Here is a 16,942-nt window from a genome sequence, read left to right on the forward strand (position 1 = left end):
CCAAACGAGCGCCAGGCCTGGGAACGTTAGCTGCAACTGCCGCCAAAATCTTAACATTGAAAAACCATTGACAGAATTAGCATGTTTTATACTGACATAAAAAATTGGAAAGGATTATTTTATGGAGTTGCTTATGGACTTTTTGCAAGAGCAATTTTTTCAATGGAAGACTTCACAGAGGATAAGCCATTTTTTCCAACATTTGGACTAATGACAATTTCATTTATGTTTATAGTTCCATTTGTAATTGGCCTAATTACATCTTATCACCAAGACAAAATAACAAGTTCTAGAAAAATTGCAATCATAACAATGCCAATTTTTTCAGTTATTGGACTTGTGGGAGTTTCATTACTTTTTGGACAAGAAGGAATAATTTGTGCATTAATGGCCTTACCGGTTTTTCTTTTTATGTCTTTACTTGGTGGACTTATTGGAACAAGAGTATTCAAGCGAAACAAAACAGATAAATTGTATGTTTCATTATTTGTTTTTCTTCCATTTTTAATTGCGCCATTTGAAAATCAACTTGGACTGACTGACAAAATATTTACAGAACACACTTCAATTGAAATCAACTCAACTGACAAAATTGTTTGGAGCAATATTACAAGAGTAAAACCAATTTCAGAAAGAGAGAACAACAATTCGCTTTTTCAATTCATGGGTTTTCCTAGACCAATAAAGGCTGAACTTGACACAATTGCAATAGGAGGAATAAGGAAAGCCATTTTTGCTCGTGGATTATTTTTTACCGAGACTGTTACTCAAATGAAACCAGACAAAATATTAGCATTTAATATTGTCGCTGACCCAAAATCAATTCCACCAAAAGCACTTGACGAACATGTTACGGTTGGTGGTAAATATTTTGACGTTTTAGAAGGTAAGTATGAAATTGAAAAAATAAATGAAGACAAATTAACTTTACATTTGACTTCACAATTTAGACTTTCAACAAGATTTAATTTTTACAGTGGACTTTGGAGTAAGTTAATAATGAGAGACATTCAAAAAAACATTTTAGAAATAATTAGAGAGAGAAGTGAACAACAAAAAAGCAGCAGCAGCTAACAGCGTGCAAACGAAAGCCGCTGGTTTGCAATAATTTGAAAGTTCAGATATTTCTTTTAAGTTTGTATTAGGTTTGCAGTTCAGCGCTTTGGTTTCGCGGCCTTCGTTTGCACGCAAACCGTTATCAGCAACCCTAAAACCCGACAGTGCGACCATTAACCGACAGACATAAACCGACCGACAATGCAATTTTCGGCAAAGCCGTTTGGCTATCCCTTCGCAAAATAAAAAGAGCTGCAAAGCCACCCACAAGCCGACCCGCTTTTGCAGCACATTTTATTTTGCCCAACCGCACTAACGCGCCACCCGACAATTTTCTGCACACCCAACAATATTTCTTCGTATCTTTGACCCCGTGAAAAAAGTCTTTACACTCATATTTAGTTTTTATTTGTTGACACTGGCAGTTATGCCGTGCAGCGACAAGGACGACTGTAAATATCTGAGTGCCGACCAATCTACATTCACCACAACCGACCATTCTGACCACGACAGCGACACAGAACATTGCACCCCGTTTTGTATGTGTGCTTGCTGCGGACAATCTTTCAACAGTTCAATTTTATCCTGCCGCTTCTTGCCGCTTTTCCATATTATCAGTAAAAAATTTCCTATTTACAACGCCTCGTTTGTTTCTGAGGTGTATTTGTCTATTTGGCAACCGCCAAAACTCAGTTAATGAATTTCTGATATTCCGCTGAAAACGGAACAAAACAAAACTACTTGCAGTGCTGTCGCACCGCAAGTAATCCTGTATTCATTCATCAAACTGATTAAAAAAATGTTAGACAAAATAATTGCGTTCAGCATAAAAAATAAATTCATCATCGCACTGATGACACTTGCTCTCATTGTTTGGGGAGTGTGGAGTGCAACTAAACTGCCTATTGATGCAGTTCCCGACATCACCAACAATCAAGTGCAAATCATTACGGTTTGCCCAACCCTTGCAGGACAAGAGGTTGAACAGTTGGTAACTTACCCAATAGAACAAAGCATTGCCAACCTTCCCGACTTGGAAGAGTTGCGGAGCATTTCCCGTTTCGGACTTTCGGTAATTACAGTGGTATTTGACGACAAAGTGAACATCTACTTTGCAAGACAATTGATTAACGAACGACTAAAGGAAGCCGAAAGCAAAATACCCAAAGGTGTTGGCACACCCGAATTAGCACCCGTTAGCACAGGTTTGGGAGAAGTGTATCAATACATCATTCATCCAAAAAAAGGCAGCGAAAGCAAATATACCGCTATGGACTTGCGGACAATGCAAGACTGGATTGTTGCCCGACAACTTTATGGAACACCCGGTATTGCAGAGGTGAATAGTTTTGGCGGACAACTCAAACAATATGAAGTTGCCGTAAACCCCGACAGACTTATTGCAATGGGAATAACCATTCCAGAGATTTTTACCGCCTTAGAAAAGAACAACGAAAATACAGGCGGGGCTTACATTGACAAAAAGCCAAATGCCTATTTTATTCGTGGAGTTGGTTTGATTGGTTCGTTTGACGACATCAAAAACATTGTGGTAAAGACAAATCCTAATGGCATTCCTATTTTAATAAAAGATGTTGCCGAAGTGCATTTAGGTAGTGCCGTGCGATATGGTGCAATGACTTACAACGGTGAAGTAGATGCAGTAGGTGGAGTTGTAATGATGCTGAAAGGTGCAAATAGTGCCGATGTGGTAAGCCGTATTAAAGATAAAATGGCAACCATTCAAAAATCATTGCCAAAAGATGTAGTAATTGAACCCTACTTAGATAGAACAGATTTGGTAAACCGTGCAATCAGCACAGTTGAAAAAAACCTGATTGAAGGAGCATTAATAGTAATCTTCGTTTTGGTTTTGTTTCTTGGAAATCTTCGTGCAGGATTGATTGTAGCTTCTGCCATTCCTTTATCAATGTTGTTTGCATTGGGCTTAATGAATGTATTTGGCGTAAGTGCAAACCTAATGAGCTTAGGAGCAATTGACTTTGGTCTAATTGTGGACGGTGCAGTAATTATTGTAGAAGCCACTTTGCACCATTTAGGAATGCGAAAAGCCATCGGCAAACTTTCACAATCAGAAATGGATAATGAAGTTTTCGTTTCCGCATCTAAAATCCGAAGCAGTGCCGCTTTTGGAGAAATAATTATCCTTATTGTTTACATTCCAATTCTTACCTTGGTAGGTATCGAGGGCAAAATGTTTAGCCCAATGGCTCAAACGGTTTCTTTCGCCATTATTGGGGCGTTGATTTTATCACTTACCTATATTCCAATGATGTGTGCAGCGTTCCTTTCTAAAAACGTTTCGCACAAGAAAACATTGAGCGATAGAATGATGAACTTTTTCCAACGCATTTATGCACCACTTTTGGAAAAAGCAATCCGTTTCAAAAAAGTAATTGTAGGTGTAACAGTTGCCGTATTTGTGGTTTCCGTGTTCCTGTTTTCAAGAATGGGCGGTGAATTTATCCCAACCTTACAGGAAGGCGATTTTGCTTTTCACTGCATATTACCGCAAGGCACATCACTTTCACAAAGTTTAGAAACCTCAATGCAAGCATCAAGACTTATCAAAGAATTTGACGAGGTAAAAATGGTAGTTGGCAAAACAGGTGCTGCCGAAGTTCCCACCGACCCAATGCCACCCGAAGCAACGGATATGATGATAATTTTGAAACCACAAAGCGAATGGAAACGTGATGTTTCTTATGATGAATTGGCAGAAGAGTTTGAAGAAAGATTAAACACAATCCCTGGGGTATTCTTTGAAAAGAACCAACCCATACAAATGCGGTTTAATGAATTGATGACAGGTATTCGCCAAGACGTTGCAGTAAAAATATTTGGTGAAAATATGGACACACTTTTAAACTATGCCAATAAAGTAAATTCAGTTGTGCAAAGTGTGGACGGTGCAACAGAACCAAGTGTTGAACGAGTGGCAGGACTTCCGCAAATCGTAATCAAATACAATCGTTCTCAAATTGCCAATTACGGGTTGAATATTGAGGACATCAACCACATTGTTTCTACTTCTTTTGCTGGAGGAAGTGCAGGAGTTGTATATGAAAACGAACGCAAATTTGAATTAGTAGTTCGTCTTGACAGCACACACCGCAACAACATTGACGATGTGAGCCATTTGTATATCCCAACTACCAACGGAACGCAAATTCCATTATCCCAAGTTGCAGAAATCAAAATGGAATTGGGGCCTGCACAAATTAGCCGTGAAGATGGCAAACGTAGAATAGTGGTGGGCTTCAACATCAAAGGCAGAGATGTAGAAAGTGTAGTTACCGACATACAAAAAGAACTGAATGAAAAAGTAAAATTACCGGAAGGTTATTATTACACCTATGGAGGAACATTTGAAAACCTACAAGCAGCATCCAAGCGACTAATGATTGCTTTGCCAGTAGCTTTAGCACTCATTTTTATGTTGCTCTATTTCACGTTCAGTTCAGTAAAACAGGCAGCTCTAATTTATACCGCCATTCCAATGAGTGCAATTGGTGGTGTATTCGCTTTGCTCATTCGTGATATGCCTTTCAGCATTTCGGCAGGTATTGGCTTTATTGCATTGTTCGGTGTAGCAGTCTTAAATGGAATTGTGCTGATTGGAACTTTCAACCAGTTGGCAAAAGATGGAATGACAGACATAATCCAACGCATAAAAGAAGGAACTAAAATCCGTTTGCGACCTGTGTTAATGACTGCCACCGTTGCATCATTGGGATTTTTACCAATGGCACTTTCACACGGTGCAGGAGCAGAAGTGCAAAAACCATTGGCAACCGTTGTAATAGGCGGTTTGCTTACAGCAACTTTCTTAACTCTATTTGTTTTGCCTTTGTTGTATGTTCTATTTTCACCTAAAAGAAAAATCAATATTTCAACGGCAAGCATTTTAGTTTTTGCTTTGCTTTCTTTTAATGCTGCCAATGCACAATCGCCAACAACAAAGAGTATTTCTGTTGATGATGCAATAACCACAGCATTGAAAAATAATTTGGAATTACAATCGCAACAACTCAATGTACAATCTTCTACCATCTTGAAAAAATCAGTGTTTGAATTACCTAAAACAAATGTCAATTTCCAGTTTGGGCAATACAACAGCATTAATCAGGACAAGGCTTTTCAGGTTTCGCAAAGTATTCCATTCCCTACTTACTATTCCGCAAAATCAAGTTTGTATAAAGCCGAATTGCAAAGTAGTGAATTGCAACAGCAAGCCACAGCCAACGAAATAAAAGCACAGGTTCAATATTGGTTTTATCAGTTGCAGTATTTGCAAACAACTAAAAAGCAACTGCAATCTTTAGACAGTTTGTATAATGATTTTGTGAGTGCAGCAGCATTGCGATACAAAACAGGTGAAACAAATTTGTTGGAGAAAACCACAGCCGAAACCAAGCGGGGACAACTTTCACAGTTGCTCAAACAAAACGAAACAGATTTTGCAACGGCTTACAATTCCCTTAAAACACTAATGAATACAAGCGAAGATTTTACAATAACCGTAAATGAAAATTGGCAACCGCTTATTTTTAGCAGTTCATTTGACACAACCCTAATTGCAAATAATCCAACGCTTAAAGTATTGTATCAGCAATCAGTAATTGCAGAACAAAACAAAAAGTTAGAAACGGCTTCAACTTTACCCGATTTTAATGTGGGTTATTTCAACCAGTCGTTAATCGGAGTGCAAAGCATCAATGGAGCAGATGTAAATTTTGACGGTAGCAAACGTTTTCAGGGTTTTAATGTAGGTATCAGTATTCCTATTACATTTTTTAGCAACGCTTCCAAAATAAAATCGCTTGACTATAAACAACAGGCATTGCAAAAAGAAGCTGACAACGGAAAACTGATTTTACAAACCCAATTGCAAAATGCTTTTCAACAATACAGTCAAAATTTGTCGCAATACAACTACTACAAATCAACCGCTTTGCCCAATGCCGAAATAATTATCAGCACCGCAAAGGTTGGTTTCAAAAGTGGCGACATTGGCTACATTGAATACTTGCAAGCCTTACAAACCGCTACCGATGTGCAATTAAATTATCTGCAATCCATCAATCTAATTAACCAATCCATTGTCAACATCAATTTCTTAATCAATAAATAAAATTTCGCAAAAATGAAAAATATAATCTTCATGGCAGCCCTTGCAACATCCATCGTATTTGCATCCTGCAACAGCAATAAAACCGAAACTCACGGTGAAGAAACAGAGCATCACGATGAACACGAAAACACCAACACGGAAATGCTTACAGCCGAGCAAATGAAATCTATAAAAATAGAATTTGGCAGCATTGAGAAAAAGCAACTCACCGCCTCACTTAAAGCCAACGGAATTTTAAAAGTGCCAAATCAAAACAGAGCAAATGCCACAGCATCATTGGGCGGTGTAATAAAATCTATTTTGGTTCAAACAGGAAATTCGGTTAGTAAAGGACAAACCATTGCCACCATTTCAAACAATTCTTTTATCACAATGCAAGAGGAATATTTAAGTGTTTCTTCAAAAACAGAATTGGCACAATTGGAATTTGCCCGACAAAAAGAATTGCAACAAGGCAACGCAGGAGCATTGAAAAATTTGCAGTCAGCCGATGCTGAACTTAAAACATTGAAGGCAAGAAAAGCGAGTTTGCAAAAGCAGTTAGAACTTATTGGTATCAACACCGCTTCACTCACAAGCGAAAATATCCAATCAGTTGTAAATATTTCAAGCCCCATAAACGGCACAATAAGCAATGTAATGGTAAACATCGGCAGCTATGTAGATGCCAACAACCCCATTGCCGAAATAGTGGATAACAGCCAACTGCATCTGGATTTGTATGTGTATGAAAAGGATTTGCAAAAACTCAAAGTTGGGCAAACTATTCACTTTACGCTAACCAACAACCCTGGTAAAGAATATGATGCCGATGTTTACGCCATTAGTAACACCTTTGAACAAAACACAAAAGCCATTGCCGTTCATGCAATGGTGAAAGGGAACAAGCAAGGATTGATTGACGGAATGAGCATAACTGCATTAGTAAGTTTAGAAAATGCTACTGTTGATGCCGTGCCTACCAATGCCATTGTAAACCACGAAGGGCAGGACTATATTTTTATTGTTACCGATGCTCATAGCGAAGAAGAACACCACAGCGAAACTGAAACAGCCGAACACAAACACGATGAAAGCGGACATCAGCATAGCGAAAAAGAAGAACCTGAACACAAAGAAGAAGGAACAACTTTTGAAAAAATTCCAATTCGTAAAGGCACTACCGATGTAGGTTACAGTGAAATTACTTTGCTCAAAGAAATTCCTGCCAACAGCAAAGTAGTTGTGAATGGAGCATTTTTCATTCTTGCAAAAATGAATAATAAAGGCGAGGCACACGCACATTAAAATTTAAAACAATGAAATTCAACACATCAATGCCAACATCACTAAAACCATATTTTCAAAAGGAACTAACCGAAGCTGAAAACACCTTTACCAAAAGGCATTTTCAGCAAAGTTGGCGACACTTAGAACGGGCACACATACTTGGACAGCCCTATCCAATTGCACATTCTTTTGTGCATTGGAAAATGTTAGAGTTCGGCATCAAAACAAAAAATACAAAAGAAATTATCGGACAAATTCCCCGCCTTTTAATAGGTGGCGTAAAATCCTTTGTCGGGAACATTCCACTTGGAAATACAGGCGGAGCTAATGTTCCGCCACTGCAACCAATGGAAATACCCGAAGATTTATTAATCATTATTCAAACACATTCAAGCAATGAAATTACCAATCAACGATAAAAAATTCATTTTTCTACTTTCAGCAATCATAATAGTAGTTGCGTTAGAAATTCTTTCAATCATCGGCATTCATATTCCAATGCCTTATGCACCATTTGTTTTCGCTGCATTCATTTTAGGCATTGGCTACAATGTTTTGTGGAACGGTTTAAAAGCAATCTTCAAACTCCAATTCAGTAGCATCAATTTACTAATGACAATTGCAGTTATTGGAGCATTTTATTTAGGCGAATATCCCGAAGCAGCAGTAGTAATAGTATTGTATGTTTTAGGTGAACGCTTGGAAGATATTGGAATTGAAAATTCAAAATCTGCATTAGATGAATTAGTAAGCAAAGCACCAAAGACCGCTTTTGTAAAATCAGAAAACGCAAATGTTGCCATTGATAAAATTACAGTCGGCACAATCATTCAAGTTAAAGCAGGTGAAATGATACCGCTTGACGGAAAAATAATTTCAGGAGAAACCACCGTTGACGAAGCTGCCATCACAGGCGAACCCATACCCAAAGACAAACACACAGGCGACAATCTTTTTGCAGGAACACTAAACAAAAATGGTTTTATAGAAATAGAAACAACAAAACTTTCTGTTGATACAACTTTCTCAAAAATCATTCGCCTCACCTTTGAAGCACAGGGCAATAAAAGCGAAACACAAAAATTCATTCAGCAATTTTCAAAGTATTACACACCTTCCATTATTGCAATGGCAATTTTAGTTTTCGTAATTCCTGTTTTCGTTTTGCAATTAGACCTCAATCATTGGTTGCAACAGGCAATTACACTTTTGGTTATCGCTTGTCCGTGTGCATTAGTCATATCAACACCCGTTGCAATCTATGCAGCCATCGGGAACGCATCAGCAAAAGGAGCATTAGTAAAGGGCGGAAAATACATCGAAGCATTGGCAAGCATCAAAGCAATTGCATTAGATAAAACACGAACCATTACTTTTGGAAATCCGATTGTATCAGATGTATTTCCTTTAAACGGAACAACCCGTGAAGAACTTTTGGCTTGCACCGCAGGAGCAGAAATATTTTCAGAACACCCATTAGCACAAGCCATTGTTGATGCAAGTAAAAAAGAAGGATTTGAACCACACAAAACCGAAGCATTTAAAAGCATAATGGGCAAAGGTGCGACTGCAAAATGTTTGGTGTGTGAAGACGAAACAATTTATGTAGGCAAGTTAGATTTCATAAATGAACATCAACCTGTTGACAAAGAAGCCGAGAAAATTGTAGCAGAACTTTCAGCACAAGGCAAAACAAGTGTAGTCGTAAGTTTTGGCGAAGGTGTGGCAGGTATTATAGGTTTAATGGACGAAATAAAACCCGACAGTGCAGCAGCATTAAAAGAAATAGAAGTAATGAACATAGAACCCGTTATGCTTACAGGCGACAGCGAAAAAGCAGCAAACTATATTGCACAGCAAGTCGGCATCAAAAAAATATTCGGAAATATGTTACCCGAAAACAAAGCCGACAAAATCAAAGAACTTTTACAGCAGTATAAATTCGTAGCAATGGTAGGCGATGGCATAAACGATGCACCAGCTTTAGCACAATCCACCGTAGGAATAGCTATGGGAGCAGCAGGCAGCGACACAGCAATAGAAACCGCAAATATTGCATTGATGAACGACAAACTTTCACTCATACCGTTTTTAATTCGGTTAAGTCAAAAAACATTACGCAGAATAAAACTCAACACCATTGGAGCAATAGCAGTAAAATTGATATTCATAACACTTGCATTCATCGGTTACAGCAATTTAGTTTTTGCAATTGCCGCAGACGTGGGAGTAACGCTAATAGTAATTTTGACGAGTTTACGACTGATGAATTACAAAGGATAAAATGGAGAGACCTGCAAACCCAAAACCGTCTGCATCTAAAGCCAACGCATTTGCACTCACATTTGCTTTTGCCTCAACGCACAGGCAGACGCAGCAAAAGTAAAAGAGAGTGCAAGCAACCGCACCCGTTCATCGCAGACAGACCCTGCAAACACGACCGACAACACTTCGGACGGACAGAAGGGCAGCTGATAACAGCGGTTTGGCAAAAGTGGCGGTTCTGTGCTTCGTAGGACAGTTTTTCGTAAATTTGAAGTGTGTGCTTCATATTAAAATTCAATGGTAAAACGCCACCTTCGCCAAGCCGCAAAACGTTATACACAATGCGCCAAGGAGACACACGAAAAGACATTCTACCAAAAATTATGACATTTAGACCTAAAAACATTTTTTTTTACCTTCAAACAAATCAATGGATTATTATAGGACTACTTTTCCTGCTTTCTCTTTTATTGTCCCTTCAAAATATAAGTCTTGGCGTAAAGAATTTCGGGGGGGGTCAAAATACGCACTACAATAATTATGTGCTTTTTAAAAATTCGTTTTTTCATTTGGTTGAAAATAAAAATTTGTATAGTTATTATTGCAATGAATATGCTGACTTGTATAAATATAGTCCAACGTTTGCAAGTATTATGGCAGTCTTCTACTATTTACCTGACAGCATAGGACTCATTGTTTGGAACTCATTAAACATTTTCGTCTTGTATTACGCTCTTTATTCAATTAAATCAATTGATCCATCAAGAAAAATAATTATAATCCTGTATCTTCTGTTTGAATTAATACTATCAACACAAAACTCACAATGCAATAGTATGTTAGCGGGTTTGACAATTACGGCTTTTAATATGTTGGAAAAAGGTAAAAATACGCAGGCCACTCTATTTATTGTACTAGGCACTTTTATTAAAATTTATTCTATTGTTGGTTGTGTTTTGTTATTGCTTTATCCAAACAAACTTAAATCTATCCTTTCCTTATCAGTATGGCTTGTATTATTCTTTTTGCTTCCTTTGTTAGTTGTTGACTTTTCTGAACTCATTTGGCAATATAAAAATTGGTACACCTTACTTGGAGCAGACCAAAACGAATCAATTGGTATGAGTTTTTTCTCATTTACGCAATTTGCATTTCCTTTGAATTACTTCAAATTAATAACCCTAGCATTTGGAACAATTATTATTTTCACGCCACTATTAAAATTTAAACTATTTGCATGCCAACAGTTCAGATTGCAATACATGGCTTTAATATTAATTTGGATGGTTGTGTTTAATTACAAAGCAGAATCACCCACCTATGTGATAGCTATGGCTGGAATTGGAGTTTGGCTATTCACATCAAAAAAATCAAAAATTAATTCAATCCTTGCAATATTGACTCTTCTTTTTACATCTATTTGGTTTACCGACATTATTCCTAATTCAATTAAAAATAATTTTATTGACTTAAAATTCATCAAATCATTCTTTCCAATTTTAATTCTTATTAAGCTTTATTTTGACCTAATTTTTAAAAACATTGACAATAAAGAGGGGGATACAAATCTGTATGTGGCACATAGTGTATAACAAAAAGCAAACGTGATTTTTTGCGTGTTAACGCTCAAATGCATAACTTGGACAAGCAAAAAACTACACCTGCTAGGAAAACGTTAGTGGTAAGCGTAAAAAAATAACCTATGAATATAGAATCATTATTTTCCACCTCTTTTGATACGTTTAAAGTGTTTAATAAATGAGACATTCAACAAGCTAGTTTGACTAACAACAATTCCCCTAAAAGTGTATGGCAAATATTAAATCATTTAATAATTTGGCAAGACAATCAACTAAATAGGCTGGGTGACATCACGACAGAAGATATAAATGAAATTGACACATGGCGCGCAGACAAAAACATAACAGACCAAAGCATACTAAATGACAACATAGCAAAGTTTGAAAAGCAAATTGAAAATGTTAAAGTGGAACTAGGCAAAATGACAATGGACCAAAAAGGCATTGAGCAGAAGTTAAAAATAGTTCAAGACTTAACAGTTCATTTATCATTCCATTTGGGCGAAATAGTTTTAATAATGCGACAAAATGGACACTATCCAATGCCAAGCGAAATGCAATCTTTTCTAACCGCAGAATAAAATGCCAGCTATTAGCAACATCTAAAACTTATACGGGCAGACATCGAAGCATTTGCAAATTCAAGGTCGCTCCGCGAAAAGTATTTTCATTTTGCAAATGCATAGAAACATAGTATCTTTATTTAAACGTTTCGGTAGACGAGTGTTCCAAAACCGCACAAGTTCTAGCTGCAAACCTTTAGCAAAAGGTTATTTGAACATATTTTTCTATCGACATTTTTTAAAATGTAACATAATTGTTTGACAATAAAAAGGACATATCGGTGTATAAAGCAATCATATTTCTATCCATTTTACTTTCTGGAAACTTTGGTTTTTCTCAAAACGGAACTATTATTGAGGAACAAGTTTATTATCTATCTGACTCATTAATTAATTCTAAAATCAAGGAGTTCCCAAATCATAGAGAAAACTGTTCAAGCGTAATTTGTAAACGAATTGTATATCAAAGTGATTCCATTGCTGTAAAAGGTTATTTAATACAACCTAAAGCAGCAGGGTTCTATCCTTGCATCATATACAACAGAGGTGGTCATGGAGAATTTTCGAATATGACAGACGCATTCACTGGTAAATTAATTGAATATGCCTCAATGGGCTTTGTCGTAATCGCAACACAATACCGAGGTGGCTGTTCTGACTGTGAAGGGAATGATGAAATAGGTGGAAAAGATATAAATGATGTGATGAACCTTTTTCCAATAATTGACCACATGTCAAATGTGGATACCTCTAGAATAGTGATGATTGGAGCTAGCAGAGGAGGTATAAACACTTGTCAGGCTCTTACAAAGACAAATCGAATTAAACTTGCCATTCTCATGTATAGTCCAGCTAATCTATTCACGAATGTGAGTAAAAATCCCGAGATGGAAAACGTTGTTTTGCCTCAATTTCTGCCTGATTATTGGAAGAATAGGGATTCAATTTTAATTGCTCGCTCACCCGTTTTTTGGACCAACAAGTTTTCCAAAAATACGAACGTTGTAATATTACATGGAACAGATGACAAAAGAGCATTCTATGAAGAAGCACTGCAACTGTATGAAAATTTAATGAAGAATGATGTTAATGTAATACTAGAAACTTTTCAGAATGGAAACCATGGGTTAACTTCTGATAGAGAATTATATTGGCAAATAAGCAGATATTACTTAGAATTAATTAAAGAAAAAAAGAGCATAACAAAGTATAAGCGGAATTAAAACGACTAGGCAGAACAACGTTGGACAATAGAGAGCCCTTTGTTAACAACACATATGCAATAAACGCGGGCGAAGCTAAAACTTTTAAGTTCGACTTTTCATTTTTAACTTTGAAGCTGGTTGGTAGCGAAGCACCCTAAAATCGAGCACTTCGCAAAGCTGCAGACCGTTATAACCATCCTAAATGAAGTGTTTTGTTTGACTGATTTAACACGCACTTTATTTGACAAACGTTATTCATCAATTTATGATAATTGTAAAAATAAATAAATCTTTGAAATGGTTAGCTATCATTTTATTTTGTTTGGCTTCTAATAAAATGAATTCACAAATTAGAATTGAAACAATTGATTCATTAGATATTTATGGCAACACCAAAAAAGCATTACAATTGACATTAGAATACATAAGTGTTCATGGATATAATAAATCGTTAGCATATAACACTGCTTGTCGTTATGCTAAAGTTGGAAATGTTGATTCAGCATTCATCTTCTTAGATTATGCTATGAATTTAGGCTTAAAAGAAATCTATTTTTTAGTTGATGATGATTTGAACGTTTTACGAAATGAAGACCGGTGGAAACGAATAACAAAAATAGTTGAAGATGAATTTAAGAAGAAAAATAGTTCCATTTTGAAGCCAGAATTAGCTATCGAAATATGTAAGATGGGATTCAAAGATCAAAATGGTCGTCAAAAAATTTTACGCTCAGAACAAATTGGTGAAAAAAAATCAACACTTGACAGTCTATGGACAATTCAATATAAGCAGGATTCTATAAGTTGTGAATACATCACGAATCTTATTCATCATAATTCAATGTTATTTCCAAGTATTTCAGAAATCGGCAATACAGCTAGCAGGTATGCCTTTTTAATGTTGCAACATTCCAGTTATGATGTAAGAAAAAAACACTACAAAACCATAAAAATGGCAATGGAAAACAATCATTTAGAAAAAAAATATTTTGCTATGTACCTCGATCGATTACTCATTGATGAAGGGAAAAAACAACTTTATGGTACACAAATGCAAAAAAACAATGAAGGTGAACTCACATTATTCCCTGTAAAAAGAAAATTCAATATGAATAGAAGAAGGTCTAAGCTTGGGTTAGCTAAAATATAAACGTTGAAATTGAAAACGGCTCAAAAAATAAAGGCGCGCATTATAACAGTGCTTATGGTTCTGCCATCATTGTTCTTCGAATTATAGTGCAGAGATTAAGTGGAATATTTGTAGTTTTGAATAAGGTTTTACAAGGGGTAGCATTGCCTGGGTATGAAACGTTACAAGCAGCCTTTATCAAATGACTTTTGCTAATGAAACAATTTATAATTTTATTAACGTTAATACTATGGGCTTTATTGACTTTCGGTCAAGACGGTTGCATTGTATCCAAAAACACGTTGGATGTTAGAAAGACGGAACTCTGGGAAATCATCTCGTCAAATGATTCTATATTACCTGATTACCATTATGCTAATAATCTAAATTATTCTGAACTAGTATATAAAAGCGACTCACTAACTGTTGAGGGTTTTGTTATTTCGCCCAAAGCAAAAGGGCACTATCCAGTAATCATTTTTAATAGAGGTGGTAATCGCGACTTCAATAAATTAACGCTAAAAATGCTATTTTTCTCTACGGCAGTCTTAGCAAATGAAGGCTACATAATTTTAGCGAGCAATTACCGAACTCGTGACGAGTTCGGTGGTAAAGACTTGAATGATGTGCTTAATTTAATTCATGTTGCAGACCAATTGGAATATGCCGATACCTCAAGAATTGGAATGTTTGGGTGGTCTAGAGGAGGCATGATGACGTATTTATCCTTAAAAGAATCAGATCGGATAAAAACTGCTGTTATTGGGAATGGTGTATCTGATTTGTTTTTAGCTATTGAACAAAGAGCTGAACTAGAACAAAATGTGATTAGTGAATGTATTCCAAACTATTCACAAAACAAGGAAATAGAGCTAAGGAAAAGATCAGCACTATTTTGGGCTGACAGCTTAAATAGAAAAAGTAGTTTACTTCTGCTTTGTGGCACTTTGGACGCTCAGGTTGATTACCAGCAATCTTTAAATATGGCCAAAAAACTTGATGCAATTAATTACTCGTACAAACTTAAAGTGTATGAAGCAAATCATGGCTTTCAAGGGAAAAGCAAGGAGTTAAATGCTGAATTAATAGATTGGTTTGATACTCATTTAAATGTTCCCCTGAAAAAAGAACGCTCTAAAATTGCAATAACAATTGATGATGTTCCAAATACAAAGCTATTTAAAGATAATCGATATAAATCCTTATTGCTTGAGAGTTTAGACTCCTTAAATATTCCAATTGCAATTTTTGTCAATGAAGGATTAATCACCAGAACTTCAGATACAGCACAAAATGTGATGCTCCTAGAAGAATGGGCAAAACGAAAATACGTTACGCTTGGTAATCACACGTATTCTCATTTACGCTATTCCGATGTTGAATTCGATAAATTCAAGAAGGACATTGAAAAGGGAGGAGTCATGCTACATCAATTAGCTAATAAGTTCAACAAGCCAGTTGACTATTTTCGATTTCCATATAACGATTTGGGGATTGATTCAATTCATCAGATAAAAATGGATAGTTTATTGTCCACCATGAATTATAAAATTGCGCCCTTCACTGTTGAAAGTTCTGATTGGCAGTTTAATGCGATTTATGAGTACTACATTTCAAATTCAAAATTTGAAGAGGCAAATAAAATTGGTGAATTGTATGTTTCTAAAACGATAGAGTACATTCATTTTTTCGACTCGCTATCTCAATCCATATACGGAAGAAATGTTAATCAGATTTACTTATGCCACGATAATTCAATTAATGCTAAATACCTTATAAAAATCATAGCCTTATTAGAATTAGAAAATTATGAATTCGTTAGTATTGACGAAGCCATTAAAGATTCTGCATATTATCAAAATAATAATTACTATAAAAAATGGGGAATTTCATGGTTTTATAGATGGATGTCAGATTCAAACAAAAGAAAGGAATGGATGAAAAAAGAACCTGATATAAGTGATATAGAAACTATTTATAATACTATTATCAAATGAGAATATTCTTTTTATTAAGCTAGAAAAGTACTGGCGCTAACATCAGGTTATCGCCATACGGGCTTCATACTCCGTAAGACAAATTATATTAACCTTTAAACTAACAACAATGACAAAATCAATACTAAAAAGCCTTCTCTTGTTGGGAACAACATTAGCACTCTTATCATTTGATTTACCTACCGGTTGGTTTGCTGCAGGAAGCAAGCCTAAAAGCTACGAAATGGGAATTGACAAAGGTGTTGTGCATGATGGTAAAAATGCAGCAACCATAAAATCCATCGACAAAAAGATTGACGGGTTTGGGACGTTGATGCAACAAAGCAAACCAGATAAATATCTCGGTAAACGAATTAAAATGACCGGATATGTGAAATCGGAAAATGTTGCAAACTGGGCAGGACTTTGGTTTCGTGTTGACAAAGCGAATTCACAACAATCGCTTTCATTTGATAATATGGGTGATCGACCCATCAAAGGAACAACAGAATGGACGAAGTATGAAATCGTTTTGGACGTTCCGAGCAATGCATCGCTTATTGCATATGGCGCTTTGTTAAATGGCAAAGGACAAATTTGGTTCGACAACATTACGATTGAAATCGTTGATAACAGCGTTCCAACAACGGATTCGAAAAACGGAAAAAAATCTGCTACACAAGACGAACCAACCAATCTTGACTTTGAGAAATAAATACAAGACTTAAATAGTTATTTTATCCC

General features: G+C 36.2%; 11 protein-coding genes. All 11 read left to right on the forward strand.

Annotated features, from left to right (window positions below; translation table 11 throughout):
* Nucleotides 1–81: 81 nt before the first annotated feature.
* Complete coding sequence (locus IPP64_00140; protein ID MBL0327842.1) at nucleotides 82–1,074, forward strand: hypothetical protein; 993 nt, start codon at nucleotides 82–84, stop codon at nucleotides 1,072–1,074.
* Nucleotides 1,075–1,855: 781 nt separating this feature from the next.
* Nucleotides 1,856–6,211, forward strand: a complete 4,356-nt coding sequence (locus tag IPP64_00145) for a CusA/CzcA family heavy metal efflux RND transporter (GenBank protein MBL0327843.1) — start codon at nucleotides 1,856–1,858, stop codon at nucleotides 6,209–6,211.
* A 12-nt stretch (nucleotides 6,212–6,223) separates the two neighbouring features.
* Nucleotides 6,224–7,498, forward strand: a complete 1,275-nt coding sequence (locus IPP64_00150) for an efflux RND transporter periplasmic adaptor subunit (GenBank protein MBL0327844.1) — start codon at nucleotides 6,224–6,226, stop codon at nucleotides 7,496–7,498.
* Between the two features lie 11 nt (nucleotides 7,499–7,509).
* Complete coding sequence (locus tag IPP64_00155; GenBank protein MBL0327845.1) at nucleotides 7,510–7,899, forward strand: DUF3703 domain-containing protein; 390 nt, start codon at nucleotides 7,510–7,512, stop codon at nucleotides 7,897–7,899.
* Nucleotides 7,877–9,763 carry a cation-translocating P-type ATPase gene (locus IPP64_00160; GenBank protein MBL0327846.1) on the forward strand — a complete coding sequence of 629 codons (1,887 nt, stop codon included), beginning with the start codon at nucleotides 7,877–7,879 and terminating at the stop codon, nucleotides 9,761–9,763. The genes IPP64_00155 and IPP64_00160 overlap by 23 nt, the downstream gene beginning before the upstream one ends.
* A 323-nt stretch (nucleotides 9,764–10,086) precedes the next feature.
* Nucleotides 10,087–11,337, forward strand: a complete 1,251-nt coding sequence (locus tag IPP64_00165; protein ID MBL0327847.1) for a DUF2029 domain-containing protein — start codon at nucleotides 10,087–10,089, stop codon at nucleotides 11,335–11,337.
* A gap of 188 nt (nucleotides 11,338–11,525) precedes the next feature.
* Nucleotides 11,526–11,906, forward strand: coding sequence for a hypothetical protein (locus IPP64_00170; GenBank protein ID MBL0327848.1), 381 nt, complete (start codon nucleotides 11,526–11,528; stop codon nucleotides 11,904–11,906).
* Nucleotides 11,907–12,169: 263 nt separating this feature from the next.
* Nucleotides 12,170–13,111: a prolyl oligopeptidase family serine peptidase gene (locus IPP64_00175; protein ID MBL0327849.1), complete on the forward strand. Its 942-nt coding sequence runs from the start codon at nucleotides 12,170–12,172 to the stop codon at nucleotides 13,109–13,111.
* A gap of 223 nt (nucleotides 13,112–13,334) precedes the next feature.
* Complete coding sequence (locus IPP64_00180) at nucleotides 13,335–14,243, forward strand: hypothetical protein (GenBank protein MBL0327850.1); 909 nt, start codon at nucleotides 13,335–13,337, stop codon at nucleotides 14,241–14,243.
* A gap of 194 nt (nucleotides 14,244–14,437) precedes the next feature.
* The gene (locus IPP64_00185) at nucleotides 14,438–16,219 is read left to right on the forward strand and encodes a prolyl oligopeptidase family serine peptidase (protein ID MBL0327851.1); all 1,782 of its coding nucleotides are present in this window, start codon (nucleotides 14,438–14,440) and stop codon (nucleotides 16,217–16,219) included.
* A 109-nt stretch (nucleotides 16,220–16,328) separates the two neighbouring features.
* Nucleotides 16,329–16,913 carry a hypothetical protein gene (locus IPP64_00190; protein MBL0327852.1) on the forward strand — a complete coding sequence of 195 codons (585 nt, stop codon included), beginning with the start codon at nucleotides 16,329–16,331 and terminating at the stop codon, nucleotides 16,911–16,913.
* Nucleotides 16,914–16,942: the final 29 nt, after the last annotated feature.

This window comes from Bacteroidota bacterium (assembly GCA_016722565.1).
Classification (GTDB): Bacteria; Bacteroidota; Bacteroidia; order 2-12-FULL-35-15; family 2-12-FULL-35-15; genus 2-12-FULL-35-15.